This is a genomic window from Halomonas getboli (genome assembly GCF_023094245.1).
GTDB classification, from domain to species: Bacteria; Pseudomonadota; Gammaproteobacteria; order Pseudomonadales; family Halomonadaceae; genus Halomonas; species Halomonas getboli.
Window position 1 is genome coordinate 17309 of record NZ_JALMEW010000004.1, and the last position, 16114, is coordinate 33422.

11 protein-coding genes are annotated in these 16114 nt (G+C 70.1%); 7 read left to right on the top strand and 4 right to left on the bottom strand.

Translation table 11 applies throughout. From position 1 onward, the window contains the following. Window positions 1-160: 160 nt before the first annotated feature. Window positions 161-1834 (top strand): peptidoglycan DD-metalloendopeptidase family protein, encoded by a 1674-nt coding sequence (locus tag MYL53_RS09550; RefSeq protein WP_247853560.1) that lies wholly within the window; start codon window positions 161-163, stop codon window positions 1832-1834. Window positions 1835-2013: 179 nt separating this feature from the next. Further along, window positions 2014-3816, top strand: a complete 1803-nt coding sequence (locus MYL53_RS09555) for an ABC transporter ATP-binding protein (RefSeq protein ID WP_247854003.1) — start codon at window positions 2014-2016, stop codon at window positions 3814-3816. An 18-nt stretch (window positions 3817-3834) separates the two neighbouring features. Here MYL53_RS09555 and MYL53_RS09560 read toward each other — a convergent pair whose 3' ends face one another. Further along, complete coding sequence (locus MYL53_RS09560) at window positions 3835-5499, bottom strand: L,D-transpeptidase family protein (protein ID WP_247853561.1); 1665 nt, start codon at window positions 5497-5499, stop codon at window positions 3835-3837. A 150-nt stretch (window positions 5500-5649) separates the two neighbouring features. Here MYL53_RS09560 and MYL53_RS09565 point away from each other — a divergent pair, with 150 nt between their 5' ends. The 5 genes from MYL53_RS09565 (at window position 5650) to MYL53_RS09585 (ending at window position 9804) form a co-directional block, all read left to right on the top strand. After that, window positions 5650-6384, top strand: coding sequence for a murein L,D-transpeptidase catalytic domain family protein (locus MYL53_RS09565; protein ID WP_247853562.1), 735 nt, complete (start codon window positions 5650-5652; stop codon window positions 6382-6384). A 278-nt stretch (window positions 6385-6662) separates the two neighbouring features. After that, window positions 6663-8012, top strand: coding sequence for an MFS transporter (locus MYL53_RS09570; RefSeq protein WP_247853563.1), 1350 nt, complete (start codon window positions 6663-6665; stop codon window positions 8010-8012). Between the two features lie 135 nt (window positions 8013-8147). Further along, window positions 8148-8837: an SDR family oxidoreductase gene (locus MYL53_RS09575; RefSeq protein WP_247853564.1), complete on the top strand. Its 690-nt coding sequence runs from the start codon at window positions 8148-8150 to the stop codon at window positions 8835-8837. Between the two features lie 34 nt (window positions 8838-8871). Further along, complete coding sequence (locus tag MYL53_RS09580) at window positions 8872-9354, top strand: peroxiredoxin (protein ID WP_247853565.1); 483 nt, start codon at window positions 8872-8874, stop codon at window positions 9352-9354. Between the two features lie 21 nt (window positions 9355-9375). Continuing rightward, window positions 9376-9804 carry a GFA family protein gene (locus MYL53_RS09585; protein ID WP_247853566.1) on the top strand — a complete coding sequence of 143 codons (429 nt, stop codon included), beginning with the start codon at window positions 9376-9378 and terminating at the stop codon, window positions 9802-9804. A 96-nt stretch (window positions 9805-9900) separates the two neighbouring features. Here the strand turns inward: MYL53_RS09585 and MYL53_RS09590 are convergent, their stop codons facing one another. The 3 genes from MYL53_RS09590 to MYL53_RS09600 all read right to left on the bottom strand — a co-directional run bounded on the left by MYL53_RS09590 (window position 9901) and on the right by MYL53_RS09600 (window position 15875). Further along, window positions 9901-12033, bottom strand: coding sequence for a PhoX family protein (locus MYL53_RS09590; RefSeq protein ID WP_247853567.1), 2133 nt, complete (start codon window positions 12031-12033; stop codon window positions 9901-9903). Window positions 12034-12190: 157 nt separating this feature from the next. Beyond that, on the bottom strand, window positions 12191-13120 hold the full coding sequence (cobA, locus tag MYL53_RS09595; RefSeq protein WP_247853568.1) for a uroporphyrinogen-III C-methyltransferase: 930 nt from the start codon (window positions 13118-13120) through the stop codon (window positions 12191-12193). Further along, entirely contained in the window at window positions 13077-15875 is a 2799-nt protein-coding gene (locus tag MYL53_RS09600) for a nitrate reductase (RefSeq protein ID WP_247853569.1), read from the bottom strand. The genes cobA and MYL53_RS09600 overlap by 44 nt, the downstream gene beginning before the upstream one ends. Window positions 15876-16114 lie beyond the last annotated feature (239 nt).

Below are 16114 nucleotides of genomic sequence, written 5' to 3' on the forward strand. Positions count from 1 at the left end.
TCAATTAACAAACACTGTTCACCATGCTGGGCCCCGTGTCAGGGGGGCCGAGCATGGCCTTGCTGTATAGGTGTACAGCCTAGGCACCCTCAGCATCATGGGTTAAGGTTCTACTGCCTTTTTATGCGTTATACACCTATTCACCACGGCCGAAACCATCATGCGAATCCTTAATTCGCTGCCCCGCACGCACAAGTTGCTGCTGTTGCCCGTTGCCACCATGGTCACCGTGCTGGGCGCTCACAAGATTCTCACTTCCATCGAGGATGCCCATCAGGATGGGCAGCGTCAGGACACCGTTCTGGTCCCCCTCGGTGAAGACGCCAGCCCCGGCGTACCCTCTCTCGCCTTGGACCGCGCCCCGGTCGCCGAAGCCATCGCACTCGCCTCGCGGGCCAAGGACGCCACCCAGGATGCCATTCCGCTCTCCCAGCTGAAGCCCTCCGAGATCGTCGACGTCTCCTTCGCCAAGGCCGCTCACGCCGATGTCGACGTCGACACCTCCGACGCCCCGCAGCTGGACGACGCCGCGCGTCATCTGGCGATCGTGATCGGCACGGTCGCCAGCGGCATGCTGAACGACGACGAGCGGGTGGTGGCCGATGCCACCTCCTACGAGAACGTGTCCTCCGACGAGCTGGAACTGTTCGACGACGGCCCGATCGTCCTCGACCAGGAGATCGACGCCGAAGAGCCTTACGTGCCCGAATGGCTGACCTATACCGTCGAGTCCGGCGACACCTTCGCCCTGATGGCCCAGAACACCCTGGGGCTGGGCTACAGCGAGGTCACCGCTCTGCTCGACAAGCTGCCCGAGCCGGAGCTGCTGACCCGCTGGCGGGCCGGTGACCATTTCGAGTATCAGCTCGACGAACAGGGCAAGCTGCTGTCTCTGCGGCTGATGAAGAACGCCCGCGATGGCTACCTGATCGATCATGACGACGACGGCCAGCTCGAGGTGGCCACCATCGAGCGCGCCGGCGAGGCGACACAGCGGCTCTATGCCGGCACGGTCAGCGGCAGCTTCGCGCGCTCGGCCCAGGCTACCGGCCTGAACAGCGCCGAGGTCGCCGAACTCTCCCACGTGCTGGAGAAGAAGCTCGATTTCCGCCGCGACACCCGTCGCGGCGATCGTTTCAGCGTGCTGGTGGAATCCGACATCATCGACGGCGAGAGCCTCGACCCGCGCGTGCTGGCGGTCAGCTACGAAGGCTCCCGCATGGACCTGACCCTGGTACGCAACGCCGAGGACAACCGCTTCTACACGCCGAACGGCGAGAGCCTCGATCCGGCCTTCGACCGCTACCCTTTCACCGGCCACTACCGCATCAGCTCGTCCTTCAACCTGCACCGTCGCCACCCCGTGACCGGCCGCATCAGCCCCCATAAGGGCACCGACTTCGCCATGCCGAGCGGCACGCCGGTCGACGCCCCGGCCGACGGTCGCGTGGTGCGGGTCGGCAACCATCCGCTGGCCGGCCGCTACATCGTCATTCAGCAGGACAACGGCTACAAGACGCGCTTTCTGCACCTCTCGAAGCCGATGGTCAGCCGCGGTGACCGCGTGACCCGCGGCGAGGAAATCGGCCTGTCCGGCAGCACCGGCAGGGTCACGGGGCCGCACCTGCACTACGAGATCCTGGTCAACAATACCCAGGTGAACGCCATGACGGTCGACCTGCCACAGAGCAAGAGTCTTAGCGGCGATGCCCTGGTCGCCTTCAAGCAGGAAGCCCAGCCCATGCTGGCGGCCCTGCAGAGCGGCGAAACCGGTACCACCTCGGTGGCCAGCACCGACACGCAGCCGGCCGACGCCTCCGACGACGAGAGCTGATCGCCCGAGCTTTCCGCTCGGCCGACACGACGACGCCCCGCCCCGTGCGGGGCATCGTCGTGTCGTCACTCTCTTTCGTCGGCCGCGTCCTCCGCTAGACTGGGGCTCTCTCGCCGACACGGAGCCCGCCCTTGTCCTCGCGCGCCGTACCGCCCTCCTCCGTCTCTTCGCCCCTGGCCATGCTCGGCGTCTTTCGCTACAGCCATCGGGCCCTGGGGCTGGTGTGGCAGACCTCGCGCCGCCTGACCCTCGGCCTCGCCCTGTGCACCCTGGTCGCCGGCGTACTGCCCGCCGTGGCCGCCTGGGTCGGCCAGCTGATCGTCGACGGGATGGTGGCCGCCATGGATCGACACGAGCAAGGCGCGGCGCCGCTGACCGACCTGCTGTGGCCGGTGCTGCGCTATGTGCTGCTGGAAGCCGCGGTGGTGGCACTCATCGCGCTGGCCCAGCGCGGCCTGGCGGCCCAGCAGTCGCTGCTGCGGGCGCTGCTCGGCCAGAAGGTCAACGTCATGATCCTGGAGAAGGCCGGCACCCTGTCGCTTGCCCAGTTCGAGGACTCGGAGTTCTACGACAAGCTGACCCGCGCCCGGCGCGAGGCCTCGACCCGCCCGCTGGGGCTGGTCAACAAGACCTTCTCGCTGCTGCAGAACGCCATCTCGCTGGCGAGCTTCGGCGTGCTGCTGGTCGGCTTCTCGCCCTGGGCGCTGCTGGTGCTGGTGGTCGGCGCCCTGCCGGTGTTTTTGTCCGAGGCGCGCTTCTCCGGCGACGCCTTCCGGCTGTTCCGCTGGCGCTCGCCCCAGACCCGCATGCAGATGTATCTGGAAACCGTGCTGGCCCGCGAGGACAGCATCAAGGAGGTCAAGCTGTTCGGCCTCGAACCGCTGCTGCTCGACCGCTACCGGCGCATCTTCGAGACCCTCTACGCCGAGGATCGACGGCTGACGATCCGCCGCGAGACCTGGGGCTTCCTGCTCGGCCTGCTGGGCACCCTGGCCTTCTACGCCGCCTACGCCTGGGTGGTGGCGGACACCGTGGCCGGCCGGCTGACGCTGGGCGAGATGACCATGTACCTGATGGTCTTCAAGCAGGGCCAGGCGGCACTGTCGGCGAGCCTGACCGCCATCGGCGGCATGTACGAGGACAATCTCTACCTCTCCAACCTCTACGAGTACCTGGAGCAGCCGGTGCCCGAGGAAACCGGGCATCTCACCGAGGGCGACAGCCCCGGTGACGGCATCCGCTTCGAGGACGTGGGCTTCACCTATCCCGGCGCCGAGAAGGCCGCGCTCTCCGGCATCGACCTGCATCTGACGCCCGGCCGCAGCCTGGCGCTGGTCGGCGTCAACGGCTCGGGCAAGACCACCCTGATCAAGCTGCTGACCCGCCTCTACGATCCCACCGTGGGGCGCATCCTGCTCGACGGCAGCGACCTGCGCGACTGGGACCGGGCGACCCTGCGCCGGCGCATCGGGGTGATCTTCCAGGACTTCGTGCGCTATCAGCTCAAGGTTGGCGAGAACCTGGGCGCCGGCGACGTGGCCGCCTTCGAGGACGAGACCCGCTGGCAGGAGGCCGCCCGCCGCGGGCTGGCCGAGGACTTCATCGCCGACATGCCGGGCGGCTATCACACCCAGCTGGGGCGCTGGTTCAAGGGCGGCCAGGAGCTCTCCGGCGGCCAGTGGCAGAAGATCGCCCTGGCCCGCGCCTACATGCGCGAGGAGGCCGACATCCTGGTGCTCGACGAGCCCACCGCAGCCATGGACGCCGCCGCCGAGGCGGCGGTCTACGCCGACTTCCGCGACCACGCCCGGGACAAGATGACGGTGCTGATCTCGCACCGCTTCTCCACCGTCCGCGCCGCCGACCAGATACTGGTCATCGACGGCGGACGCATCCTCGAGCGTGGCGACCATGCGAGCCTGATGGCGCTCGACGGCCGCTATGCGCGCCTGTTCCGGCTGCAGGCCCAGGGCTACGAATAGCGCCGAAGGCAGACGCCGTCAGATGGCCGGCGCACTGGCCAGCGCGGCGATCAGCGCCGGATCGCGGCCGTAGACGTCCGGGCGGAAGCTCGCCAGACCGCCCGCCTCGCCCCAAGCGGTCCAGTAGGTCAGCGCCAGCGGCACCGGACGAGCCAGGGAGACGTTGTCGGTCTCGCCGCCGGCCAGCCGTGCGTCGAGATCGATGCGCGAGCCGCTGTCGGCGATCAGCAGGCGCGCCAGCTCGGCGACGTTCTCCACGCGGATGCAGCCGGAGCTCAGCGCCCGCTGCGACTGCTGGAACAGCCCGCGGGCCGGCGTATCGTGCAGATAGACCAGGTGATCGTTGGGGAAGCGCAGCACCAGCCGCCCCAGCGGATTGTGGGCACCGGCACGCTGACGCAGCATCACCGCCCCCGGGCGACGCCAGTCGATCTCCCGGGGATCCAGCCGCCGTCCCTGCGGGTCGAGCACCTCCATGTCATGCTCGGCCAGATAGCCGAGATCGCGACGTACCCGGGGCAGCACGTCCTCGCGCAGGATGGTCGGCGGCACCGTCCAGGTAGGGTTCAGGGTCAGGTAGGTGATCTCGGAGCGCAGCACCGGAGACTCGCGGCCCGGCTGGCCGACGATCACCCGCGCCTGCCAGCGCTCGCCGTTCGGACGGCGGTAGTCGAGCCGCTGCCCGGCCAGATCCACCGTCAGGTGCCAGTCGGGCAGCCCGCCGGACAGCCAGCGGGCCCGCTCCAGATTGGCGCGCAGGGTCTCGAGACGCGCGCTGGCCGGCACGTTGAGCGCCGCTCGGGTGCGCGGGCCGATCACGCCGTCGTCGGCCAGCATGTGGCGGCGCTGAAAACGCCTGACCGCGGCCGCCAGGGCATCGTCGTAGCGGTTCCGGGCCGGCGCCTCCAGCGCGATACCCGGCAGCTGAGCGGCATAGTGGCTCGCGTCGGCGGCCATCACCTCGAGCTCGCCGATCATCGCCAGGCGCCGGCGCAGCAGCGCCACCTCGTCGTCGACGTCGCCCGGGCGCAGCGGTTCCTGGCGCGCCGGAAGCGTCGGCCACCCGCCCAGCAGGACGATATGACGATAGCGCGCCAGCGCCTGACGCAGGCCGGCATAAGCCTCGCCCTCGGGGCGCGCCAGGGCCAGCGCCGCGCCCGCGTCACCGTCCTCGAGGGCCCGCTCGATGCCGGCCAGATCCAGGCGCGGCGGCGCCACCGGGATCTCCCAGTCGGGATAGACGTCACGCGGGTCGAGACGCCCGCGCTGCAGCTGGGTCAGGGCGGCCAGCAGGGTGCGGCTGGCCTCCAGGTCGAAGCGCATCCGCTCGGCCTCGCCGGCCGCCGGATCCAACGCCGCCTCGGCCCGCTGCGAAAGCCGCGTTGGATGATAGTCGGCGGGTACCAGCCCGTCGCCATCGAGGGACTCGAGCAGCTCGACCAGGGTGGCCAGCGTCTCACGGTCCTGCCAGAACGGCGCGTCATCGTTCAGCGCGTAGAAGCGCGCCAGACGCGGCGAGGTCGAGGCGAGCCGCTCGCTCAGCGGTGCCGTAGAAGCCGCAGACGGCGACGAAGCCATGGCCAGCGATGACGTCGCGGCGGCCGCTTCGAGCGGCAGCCATGCCGCCAGCAGCAGCATGCCGCCGTACCATAGACCTCGGGTCAGTGTTTCCGCATGCCGCATGACGTGCCTCCTGCATCGAGATGACGGGGCTGAACTTCCTGTCCATCATGCTCATAATACGTCAGGCTTTCCGCCTCGCACGGCCACGACCGACATCGGAGGCCCGCACGCCGACAGACAACGCCCCTCGTTCACTTCATGAGACGCCCTATGCCACCGCTGCGTTCCAGACGCCGATGCCTGCCCCCGCTACTCGCCGCGGCCCTGTTGCTGCTCGCCCTTCCCGCTTCGGCGCGGGACTTCCTCACCCAGGCCGTGACGCCGCACTTGCCGCCGTCGCCGCTGGCGAGCCGCCTGACGCACCTCGCCCCTACCGCCGACCCTCGGATGCTGCGCCTGGCCGCCCGGGCCCTCACCTGCGCCGACTCCGGCGCCGAGCGGCTGGCGGTGATCGACTTCTCGCTGCCCTCCACCGAGCCGCGACTATGGGTGTTCGATCTGGCCCGCGACCGCCTGCTGTTCCGCGAGCTGGTCTCCCACGGCCAGGGCTCCGGTGACGCCCTGGCCAGCCAATTCTCCAACGTGCCGGACAGCCATCAGTCCAGCCTCGGCCTGTTCCGCACCCTCAACAGCTACGAGGGGAGCAACGGCTATTCGCTGCGCCTGGAAGGCCTCGAGCCCGGCATCAACGACAAGGCCTTCCAGCGCGCCATCGTCATGCATGGCGCCGACTACGTCAGCGAGTCCTTCATCGAGCGCACCGGACGGCTGGGACGCAGCTACGGCTGCCCCGCCGTGCGCGAAGCGATCGCGGTACCGCTGATCGACAGCCTCAAGGACAGCCAGTACCTGTTCACCTACTATCCCGATCCCGAGTGGCTGGCCGAATCCACGTTCCTGAGCTGCCCCCGCAATGACCGGCGACTGGCGGCCATGACACGCTGATCCCCCGTTCGCGGGCACCATATCGGGGCATGGCCGGGCCAGCACGACCCGACCATGCCCCACAGCGCGTCGCCCTCGGCGCCCCTCTCCTCCCGTTAAATACCTAACACGCTGAAAAAGCGGAATTCCCGGCATCCTGGCAGCGCGTATGCATTAACATCGGCAGTGAGCGCCAGACGTGGACCAGGCCCCTCGGGGTACGAGTGCGTCGGACCCGACCTTCAACGGCGAAGGCCCAAGAGATCGCGTGTTCGACCGTCATTCGACGAGGTACCCCCATGGAAATCCGCCACAAGGCCAACAGAATTCGTCTGCTCAGCGGGAAGATGCCGCAGATGCGCGCCTTCCACTTCTCCTGGTTCGCCTTCCACCTCTGCTTCTTCGGCTGGTTCGGCATCGCCCCGCTGATGGCGGTGGTGCGCGACGACCTCGGCCTGACCAAGACCCAGATCGGCAACACCATCATCGCCTCGGTGGCCATCACCGTGATCGTGCGCCTGGCCATCGGCGTGCTGTGCGACCGGATCGGCCCGCGCCGCGCCTACACCTGGCTGCTGTGCCTGGGCGCACTGCCGGTGATGTCGATCGGCCTGGCCGACAGCTTCGAGACCTTCCTGCTGGCCCGCCTGGCCATCGGCGCCATCGGTGCCTCCTTCGTCATCACCCAGTACCACACCTCGGTGATGTTCGCGCCCAACGTGGTCGGCACCGCCAACGCCACCTCGGCCGGCTGGGGCAACCTGGGCGGCGGCACCACCCAGATCCTGATGCCGCTGATCTTCTCCGGCATCCTGATGCTCGGCGTCAGCGAGACCCTCGGCTGGCGTCTGGCCATGGTGGTGCCGGGCGTGGTGATGCTGCTCACCGGCATCGCCTACTATCGCTTCACCCAGGACGCGCCGGACGGCAACTTCGACGAACTGCGTGCCCGCGGCGAGCTGCCGCCGGCCAGCGGCGAGCACGGCATGGGCGCCAGCTTCAAGGCCGCCGCCAAGGACGTTCGCGTGTGGGCCCTGTTCGTGGTCTACGCCGCCTGCTTCGGCGTCGAGCTGACCATCAACAACATCGCCGCCATCTACTACTTCGACAACTTCGACCTGAGCCTGGCCACCGCGGGCATGATCGCCGGCCTGTTCGGGCTGATGAACCTCTTCGCCCGCACCCTGGGCGGCATCTTCTCCGACCTGTTCGCCAGGCACGGCGGCCTCAAGGGCCGGGTGCGCTGGCTGTTCATCGCCATGCTCTGCGAGGGCGTGGCGCTGATGTTCTTCTCGCAGATGCAGGTGCTGGCGCTGGCCATCGGCATCATGCTGGTGTTCAGCCTGTTCGTGCAGATGGCCGAGGGCGCGACCTTCGGCGTGGTGCCCTTCATCAACAAGAAGGCGCTGGGCGCGGTGGCCGGCATCGTCGGCGCCGGCGGCAATGCCGGCGCCGTGGCCGCCGGCTTCCTGTTCCGCTCCGAGTCGCTCTCCTACCAGCAGGGGCTGTTCTATCTCGGCATCGCGGTGATCCTCGCCTCGCTGTGCGCCCTGGTGGTGCGCTTCTCGCCCGCGGTCGAGGCCGAGGAGCAGGCCGCCTATCGCGACGCCGCCCGCGACACCGGCGAAGGCGCGCTGTCGCTGCGCTGATGCCCGCGGCACGCCGGCCCGTCGGCGCCCCCGTCGTTCCGCGACGGGGGCGCCGCCGTTTACAGGCCGCGGGTTTACAGACCGAAAGGGTTATGGCCATTCTGAAAGCGACTCTGTCCCGACAAGGAGTGCGGAATGGAACAGGTACTGTTGATCACCGGCGCGTCCAGCGGCATCGGCGCGGCCACCGCGCGGGCGGCGTCACGCGAGGGCTACAAGCTGGTGCTGACGGCCCGGGCGCGCGAGCGCCTCGAGCCCCTGACCCAGGAACTGGGGCCGGAGAACGTGCTGAGCGTGGCCATGGACGTGACCGACATGGACGCCCAGCAGGCCATGGTGGAGCAGGCCCTGGAACGCTTCGGCCGCCTCGACGCGGTGTTCGCCAACGCCGGCCGCGGCGGCTCGCCCGGCGGCTTCAGCGGCGCCGACCACGAGGCCTGGCGCGAGATGATCCTGACCAACATCTACGGCGTGGGGCTCACCGTCCAGGCGACGCTGCCGGCGCTGCGCAAGACCCGCGGCCATGTGCTGCTCACCGGCTCGGCCGCGGGCCGTGCCACCATCCCCGGCTCCATGTATGGCGCCACCAAGTGGGCGGTGACCGGGCTCGGCTACAATCTGCGCGAGGAGTTGCGCGGCAGCGGCATCCGGGTGACCCTGATCGAGCCGGGCATGGTCGACACGCCGTTCTTCGACGAGGCACCCGAGCATGCCCTGGCGGCCCGCGACATCGCCTCGGCCGCGCTCTACGCCCTCGGCCAGCCGGCCCACGTGGACGTCAACGAGATCCTGGTGCGCCCCACGCCGCCGCTGGACGCGCCCTGAGCCCGACTTCAACCGACCGACAAGGAGTTTCCCCATGACCATCGCCATCGGTGACCGCCTTCCCGACGTCACGATCAAGACCAACGGCGACAAGGGTCCCGAGGACCTCGCCACCGGCAGCTTCTTCGCCGGCCGCCGCGTGGTGCTGTTCGCCGTGCCCGGCGCCTTCACCCCGGGCTGTTCCAACACCCACATGCCCGGCTTCGTGGTGCATGCCGACGAGATCCTCGCCGCCGGCGCCGACGCCATCGCCTGCATGGCGGTCAACGACGCCTTCGTGATGGGCGCCTGGCAGCAGGACCAGAACGCCCAGGCGATGACCATGCTGGCCGACGGCAACGCCGAGTTCACCCGCGCCCTGGGCCTCGACATGGACGCCAGCGCCGGAGGCATGGGCACGCGCAGCAAGCGCTTCGCGCTGATCGCCAACGACGGCGTGGTGGAATACCTCGGCGTCGACGCCAAGGGCGTGCAGGAAAGCAGCGCCGAGACCGTGCTCGCCCAGCTCAAGGGCTGATCCGCCCCGAGGAGGCACACCATGCAAGACGCCATGACCCTGACCGGCAACTGCCTGTGCGGCGCCGTGGCCCTCGAGGTGCAGGCCTCGCGCCAGAACATCGGCGCCTGCCACTGCCAGATGTGTCGCACCTGGGGCGGCGGGCCGCTGCTGGCACTGGAGTCGGTCTCGAGCGTCCGTCTCGAGGGCGAGGACAGCGTCACCGTCTTCGCCTCCTCGGACTGGGCCGAACGCGCCTTCTGCCGCCACTGCGGCACGCACCTGTTCTACCGCCTCAGGACCGGCGATCACTACGCGGTGCCGGCGGGACTGGTCGACGCAGGCCAGGCCTGGACCTTCGACAGCCAGATCTTCATCGACGAGAAGCCGCCCTGGTACGCCTTCGCCAACGACACCCGCAACCTGACCGGCCGCGAGGTGTTCGAGGCCTTCGAGCGGGGCGACGACTGAGGCCCCATCCAGGCCGCCGTCGCCCGCCCGACGAAACGAAGCGCCCCCGGCAGATGCCGGGGGCGCTTCGCATGGTGGGCGGGAAACGCGAGACGATCAGGCGCCGATGGTGCCGCCGTCCTCGCGCTGGATCACCACGGTGGAAGCCCGCGGCCGCACCCTCCCCTGAGTCTCGGCGGTGGCGTCGTCGCCGGCCGGCCAGTTGCCCGGATGCTGGATGTTGATGAACATCGCGGTCTTGTCCGGGGTGATGACGATGCCGGTCACCTCGCAGCCGTTGGGGCCGACGGCGAAGCGCCTGAGCTGGGCCTGGTCGCCGGCGCCGATCACCGAGGCATCGCCCTCGGCGCGGCCGACGTTCTGGGGCACCACCGCCAGCACCTGGTCGTTGGTGTACTCCGTCACGTTGGCGTAGCCGTTGTCGGTCTCGATCCACAGGATGCCCTGGCCGTCGCCACGATCGTCGTAGTGCAGACCATCGGGGCTGGCGAACTGGTTGAGCTCGGTCAGGCCGGAGACGTTCCCGGCATCGCCGGCCGCCGCGCCGAACACGAACACCTCCCAGTCGAAGCGGTTCGCCCCGACGCGTTCACGCCAACGAATCACCTGGCCGCCCTCGTTCCCGGCCCGCGGATTGGCGGCGTTGGTCGGCGCCGTGGCATAGCCGACGCCCAGGTCCTCGATCTCGGTGCCGTCGTTGTTGAAGGTCGGCGCGGTGCCCTCGGCGGTGCGGTCGGAGTTGTTGGTCAGGGTCATGTAGACCTCGCCGGAGGCCGGATCCACCGCCCCCCATTCCGGGCGATCCATGGGCGTGGCGCCCATCAGGTCGGCGGCGTCGCAGGTGTGAATGATCACGCCGGCCTGATCGTCGGCGGCCAGGCCCAGGGCCTCGGCCAGGGTGCGGCCGTCCCGGGTCTCGGCATCCGGGGTCAGCGGCAGCCATTCGCCGGAGCCGTCCGCATCGAAGCGAGCGACGTAGAGGGTGCCCTTGTCCATGTACTTGTCGCCCAGCGCCAGGCGATCGACCTCGGCGCCGGGACGATTGGCATCCGCCGGATCCCAGAGGGCCTCGGAGACGAACTTGTAGATGTACTCGTTGCGCGAGTCGTGACCGGTGTAGAACACCACCGGCTCACCGGCCACCAGCTTGCCCGGCCAGCAGCCTTCGTGGCGGAAGCGGCCCAGGGCGGTGCGCTTGACGGCGCGCGCGCCGGTATAGGGGTCGATCTCGACGATGTAGCCGAAGGTGCGCGGCTCGTTACGGTAGTCCTCGGTGGCCGAGGCGCCGGCCGGGGTGGCATTGAAGCGGGCGAACTCGTCGTTGCGCTCGCCGGCATCGCCGGCGGCGGTTTCCCAGCCGTAGCGGCCGCGTTCAGTGGCCACGCCGAGACGGTCGTCGTCCCGCTCGCGCCCCTCGTCCTTGACGAAATAGCCCGGCCAGTTCTCCTCGCAGGTCAGGTAGGTGCCCCAGGGGGTGTAGCCGTTGGCGCAGTTGTTGTTGGTGCCGCGGGTCAGGGTGCCGTCCTTCGAGAACCGGGTCCTGACGTAGTCGCTGCCGGCCACCGGGCCGCTCAGCGCCATCTCGGTGGCGCTGGTGTAGCGACGGTTGTAGGCGGAGTCGGCCACGTGCCGCCAGCGGCCGCCGTCGTCCTTCGCGAGCTCGACCAGGGTCACGCCGTGGGCGTTGATCTCGGTGCGCACCTCGTCGGCCGGGCGCTTGCCTTCCTTGGCGTTGGTGGCCCCGCCCTGCGGCGCCCAGAGGGCGTCCTGGTCGATGTATTCGTTGTTCATCGCCAGCACGAAGCGGCGCGAGGCGGAGGCCTCGTCCAGGGCGAAGTGGTGCATGCCGTCGTGGTGCATGCCGACGCTGTTGGCCTGGATCTCGGGGGTGAAGGCGAGATCCTCGCGCCAGCCCGGCGCCTGGCCGTTGAGCGGCGTGCCCCAGGGAATCAGCACCTGGGCGGTGTAGCCTTCCGGCACCACCACCGCGTCGGTGCGCGAACCGCGAATGGCATCGAAGGCCAGCGACAGCGGCGTCTTCTCGGCGCCCGCGGCCTCGGCGCGCCCGGCAAGCCCGCTCAGACCGAAGCCGCCCAGCATCGCCATGGCGGCCATGCCGAGCCCACCCTGCATCACGCGGCGGCGCGAGACATGCGTCTCCAGCACCGAGGAGAACGGCTCGTTGGCACTGCGGTTCAACAGGCGATGGTCTTCGATTTCCTTGCTCATCCTGGTCTCCTCACGGTCAGACGTCATTATCCGTCCGGCATGTCGGCGCCTTCCTGCGCGTCGCTGCCGGCCTCGGTCAGCCATGGGAGGATGCGCGACAAGGGTGACAGAACGATGACGCACGACTCGCCGTCGCGCCACCCCAGTCGCGTGAGTGCTAGGGCATCAGCGCCTCGCACCCGCCGGTGACCGCCGGGGTCGTCTCGACCATGCGCACCACGCTGCCCACCACGATCAGGCACGTCGACGGCAGCGGCGTCTCGGCGAGGCGTGCCGGCATGTCCGCCAGGGTGCCGGTCAGCGCCGCCTGCTCGGGCAGGCTGGCGTTGGCCACCAGCATGATCGGCCAGTCGCCGGGCAACCCGGCGCCGCGCAGCCCGGCGCAGATCGCCTCGACCTTGGCCAGGCCCATGTAGAACACCAGGGTCTCGTCGCGGCGGGCCAGTGCAGTCCAGTCCGGCGCCCCGCCCTCGCGGCATAGCTGGGCGGTGATGAAGCGCAGCTGCTGGGCGTGGCCACGATCGGTGAGCGGAATGCCCATCGAGGCGCAGGCCGCCGAGGCGGCGGTGATGCCGGGGACGATCTCCGCCGAGACGTCGGCCTCGGCCAGGGCGGCGAGCTCCTCGCCCATGCGGCCGAACACGCCGGGATCGCCGCCCTTGAGGCGCACCACCGACTTGCCCTGCCCCGCCAGCGAGACCAGCAGCGCGCCGATCTCGTCCTGGGGCACGCTGTGGTGGCCGCGGGCCTTGCCGACATCGTAGCGCTCGCGGCCGGCGGGGATCAGCGCCAGCACCTCCTCGCCGACCAGCCGGTCGTAGACCACGGCATCGGCCTGGGCCAGCAGCCGCGCGGCCTTCAGCGTCAGCAGCTCGACGTCGCCGCTGCCGGCGCCGACCAGATAGACGCGGCCGGGACGGCACTCGCCGCCCCGCGAAGGGCCGCTGGCCCTGCCGGCCGGCTGGCCTGCCGGACGCCACGATCTGCCCCCCGCGACATGCTGGACCAGCCGGGCCAGGGCAGAGAACGCGCGGCGCAGGGCGTCAGGCGACGCGAACGGTTTTCTTGGCTTGCTCAGAGCGCGCATGGCCACTCTCCTCGTGTGGGATATGGGAATCGTCGGCTGCCGGAGCATGCTCCTCGACCAGCGACTTGAGCTCGGGGATGCAGCTGCCGCACTGGGTACCGCAGGCGAGCCGCGCGCCCAGCGCCTCGACGCTGGCGTCGCCGGCGCGGATGGCGTCGACGATGGTCGTCTGGCCCACCTGATGGCAGCTGCACACCAGCGGGCCGACATCGGCCTCGCCGGCGTCGCAGCCGGCCAGCAGACGGCGGCGCACCTCGCCCCCGAGCGCCGCTTCGGCGAAGCGCGCATCGAGCCAGGCCAGGCCCGGCAATTCGGCGGGCGGCGCCACCATCAGCCACCAGCGCAGCCGGCCGCCTTCGTCGAGCCCCGCGGCGCGCAGCCGGCCAGCAGCGGGGTCGTCGCTCCACAGGTTCGGCGCCGTGGGCAGCCATTGCTGCACCCAGGCCAGCCAGTCGCGTGGCGTTTTATCGCCCCCGCCGCAGGCGCTCCGCGGTTCGCCGCCGGCCAGCTGCCAGCGCTGGCAGTGGGCGAGCGGGATGCGCGCCCAGTAGGCGCCGTCGTCGCGGCCCTCGAAGTCGCCGGCTTCGCCGGGGGCGATCAGCAGGGTCGCCTCCCAGCCCACGTCGAGGGGCGCCAGGCTCACCGCGCCGTGCTTGGCTTCCGGCTGGCCGGAGATCGGATCGAGATGGGCGGCGAGCAGGCCGCCGGTGCGCGCCGCGCCGGTGAAGCGGTCGGTCCAGTGCATGGGCACGAAGGCCTCGCCGCGGCGCTGGCCCCTGGTCAGTCTTACCCGGGCGCGGTACTCGCCGTCGGCGCCGGTCAGCTTCGCCAGCTGCTGGTCGCCCACGCCGAACGCCGCCGCGTCTTCCGGAGAGATCTCGATGAACGGCTCGGCGCGGTGGTTCATCAGCCGCGGCGCCCGGGCGGTGCGGGTCATGGTGTGCCACTGGTCGCGCACCCGGCCGGTGTTGAGGCGCAGCGGGCGCTCGGCGCTGAGCGCCTGCTCGGGGCCGCGTGGGCGCACCGGCAGCAGCCGGGCCCGGCCGTCCGCAGTGGCGAAGCAGCCGTCCTCGAACAGCCGTGCGGTGCCACGGGGCGATGCGGCGGTCACCGGCCACTGGATCGGCGCCAGGGCGTCATAGCCGGCGCGGTCGAGCTCCGCCAGCGCCGAGATGTCGAACAGCCGCGCCTCGCTGCCCGGCTGCCCGGGGGCGTTCTCGAAGCCGGAGAGCCTGGCGTGCTCGGCGAAGATCTCGCCGGGATGGGCGTAGTCGAAGGCCTCGCCGAAGCCCAGCCGGCGCGCCGCCTCGCACACGATCCACCAGTCGTGGCGCGCTTCCCCGGGCGGCGGCAGCATGCCGCGCTGGCGCGAGATCCGCCGCTCGGAGTTGGTCACGGTGCCGTCCTTCTCCGACCATGACGTGGCCGGCAGCACGATGTCGGCGTAGGGCAGCAGATCGGTGTCGGCCATGCATTCGGAGACGATCACCAGCGGGCACTTCTCGAGCGCCGCCCGCACCCGATTGGCGTCGGGCAGGCTGACCGCGGGATTGGTGGCCATCACCCACAACGCCTGGATCTCGCCGCGCTCGATGGCCTCGAACAGCGCCACCGCCTTGTGCCCCGGCGCCTCGGGCAGGCTCGGCGTCAGCTGGTCGGTAGACCAGAAGCGCGTCACGCGGTCGAGGGCGCCGGGCGAGTCGTAGTCCATATGGGCGGCGAGCTGGTTGGCAAGCCCCCCCACCTCGCGGCCGCCCATGGCATTGGGCTGGCCGGTGATCGAGAAAGGTCCGGCGCCGGGCAGGCCGATCTTGCCGCCGGCCAGGTGGCAGTTGATGATCGCCTGGCACTTGTCGGTGCCGCTGGACGACTGGTTGATGCCCTGGGAATAGAGGGTCACCACGTGCAGCTGACTGGCGAACCAGTAGAAGAAGGTCTCGAGGCGCTCGGCGTCGACGTCGCAGTCGGCGGCGATGGCCTCGATGGACACGTCATCCTCGCGGGCCGCGGCCAGGGCGTCCTCGAGCCCGTCGGTGTGCTGCGCCAGATAGACGTCGTCGAGCCGGCCCTTGTCGGCCATCCACGCCAGCAGGCCGGTGAACAGCCGGGCATCAGTGCCGGGCTTGAGCCCCAGGTACAGGTCGGCGATCTCGCAGCTGTCGGTGACCCGCGGATCGATCACCACCACCCGCATCAGCGGATTGCGGCTCTTGGCGGTGCGCAGGCGCTGGTAGAGCACCGGATGGTTCCAGGCCAGGTTGGAACCCACCAGCACCACCAGCTCGGCCTCCTCCAGGTCCTCGTAGTGGCACGGCACGGCATCGGCCCCCAGCGAGCGCTTGTAGGCGGCCACCGCCGAGGCCATGCACAGCCGCGAGTTGGTATCCAGGTGCGGCGTGCCGAGAAAGCCCTTGAACAGCTTGTTGGCGACGTAATAGTCCTCGGTCAGCAGCTGGCCGGACAGATAGGCCGCCACGGCGTGATCGCCGGCGGATGCGCTGGTGGCCTGGAGGCGCTCGGCCACCGCCTCGAGGGCGGTGTCCCAGTCGACCTCGACGCCGTCGACCCGCGGCCGGGTCAGGCGGCCATGATCGCCCAGGGTCTCGGCCAGCGCCGAGCCCTTGACGCATAGCCGCCCGTAGTTGGCCGGGTGGTCGCCGTCGCCCTCCACGCCGGTGATGCGCCCGCCCTCGATGTCGGCCGTCACGCCGCAGCCGACGCCGCAGTAGGGGCAGGTGGTACGCGCCTGTTGCATGGTGCTCTCCTCGATCGCAGGTCCCGACACGACGACGCCCACCGCCACGCCGGAAGGGCATGGGGTGGGCGTCGTTGCCGTGGATCGCCGCCGTGGCGATCCGGGATGTCTGCCCAGTACCAAGCAAGCGGCGTGCCAGCCGGCAAGGAATCCCGCCTCGGCGGGACACCCGGCCGGCGAACGGACACGACTTGCACCACCTCATCGCATTTTGCGGCCCCGACTGCGCGATCCAGGTG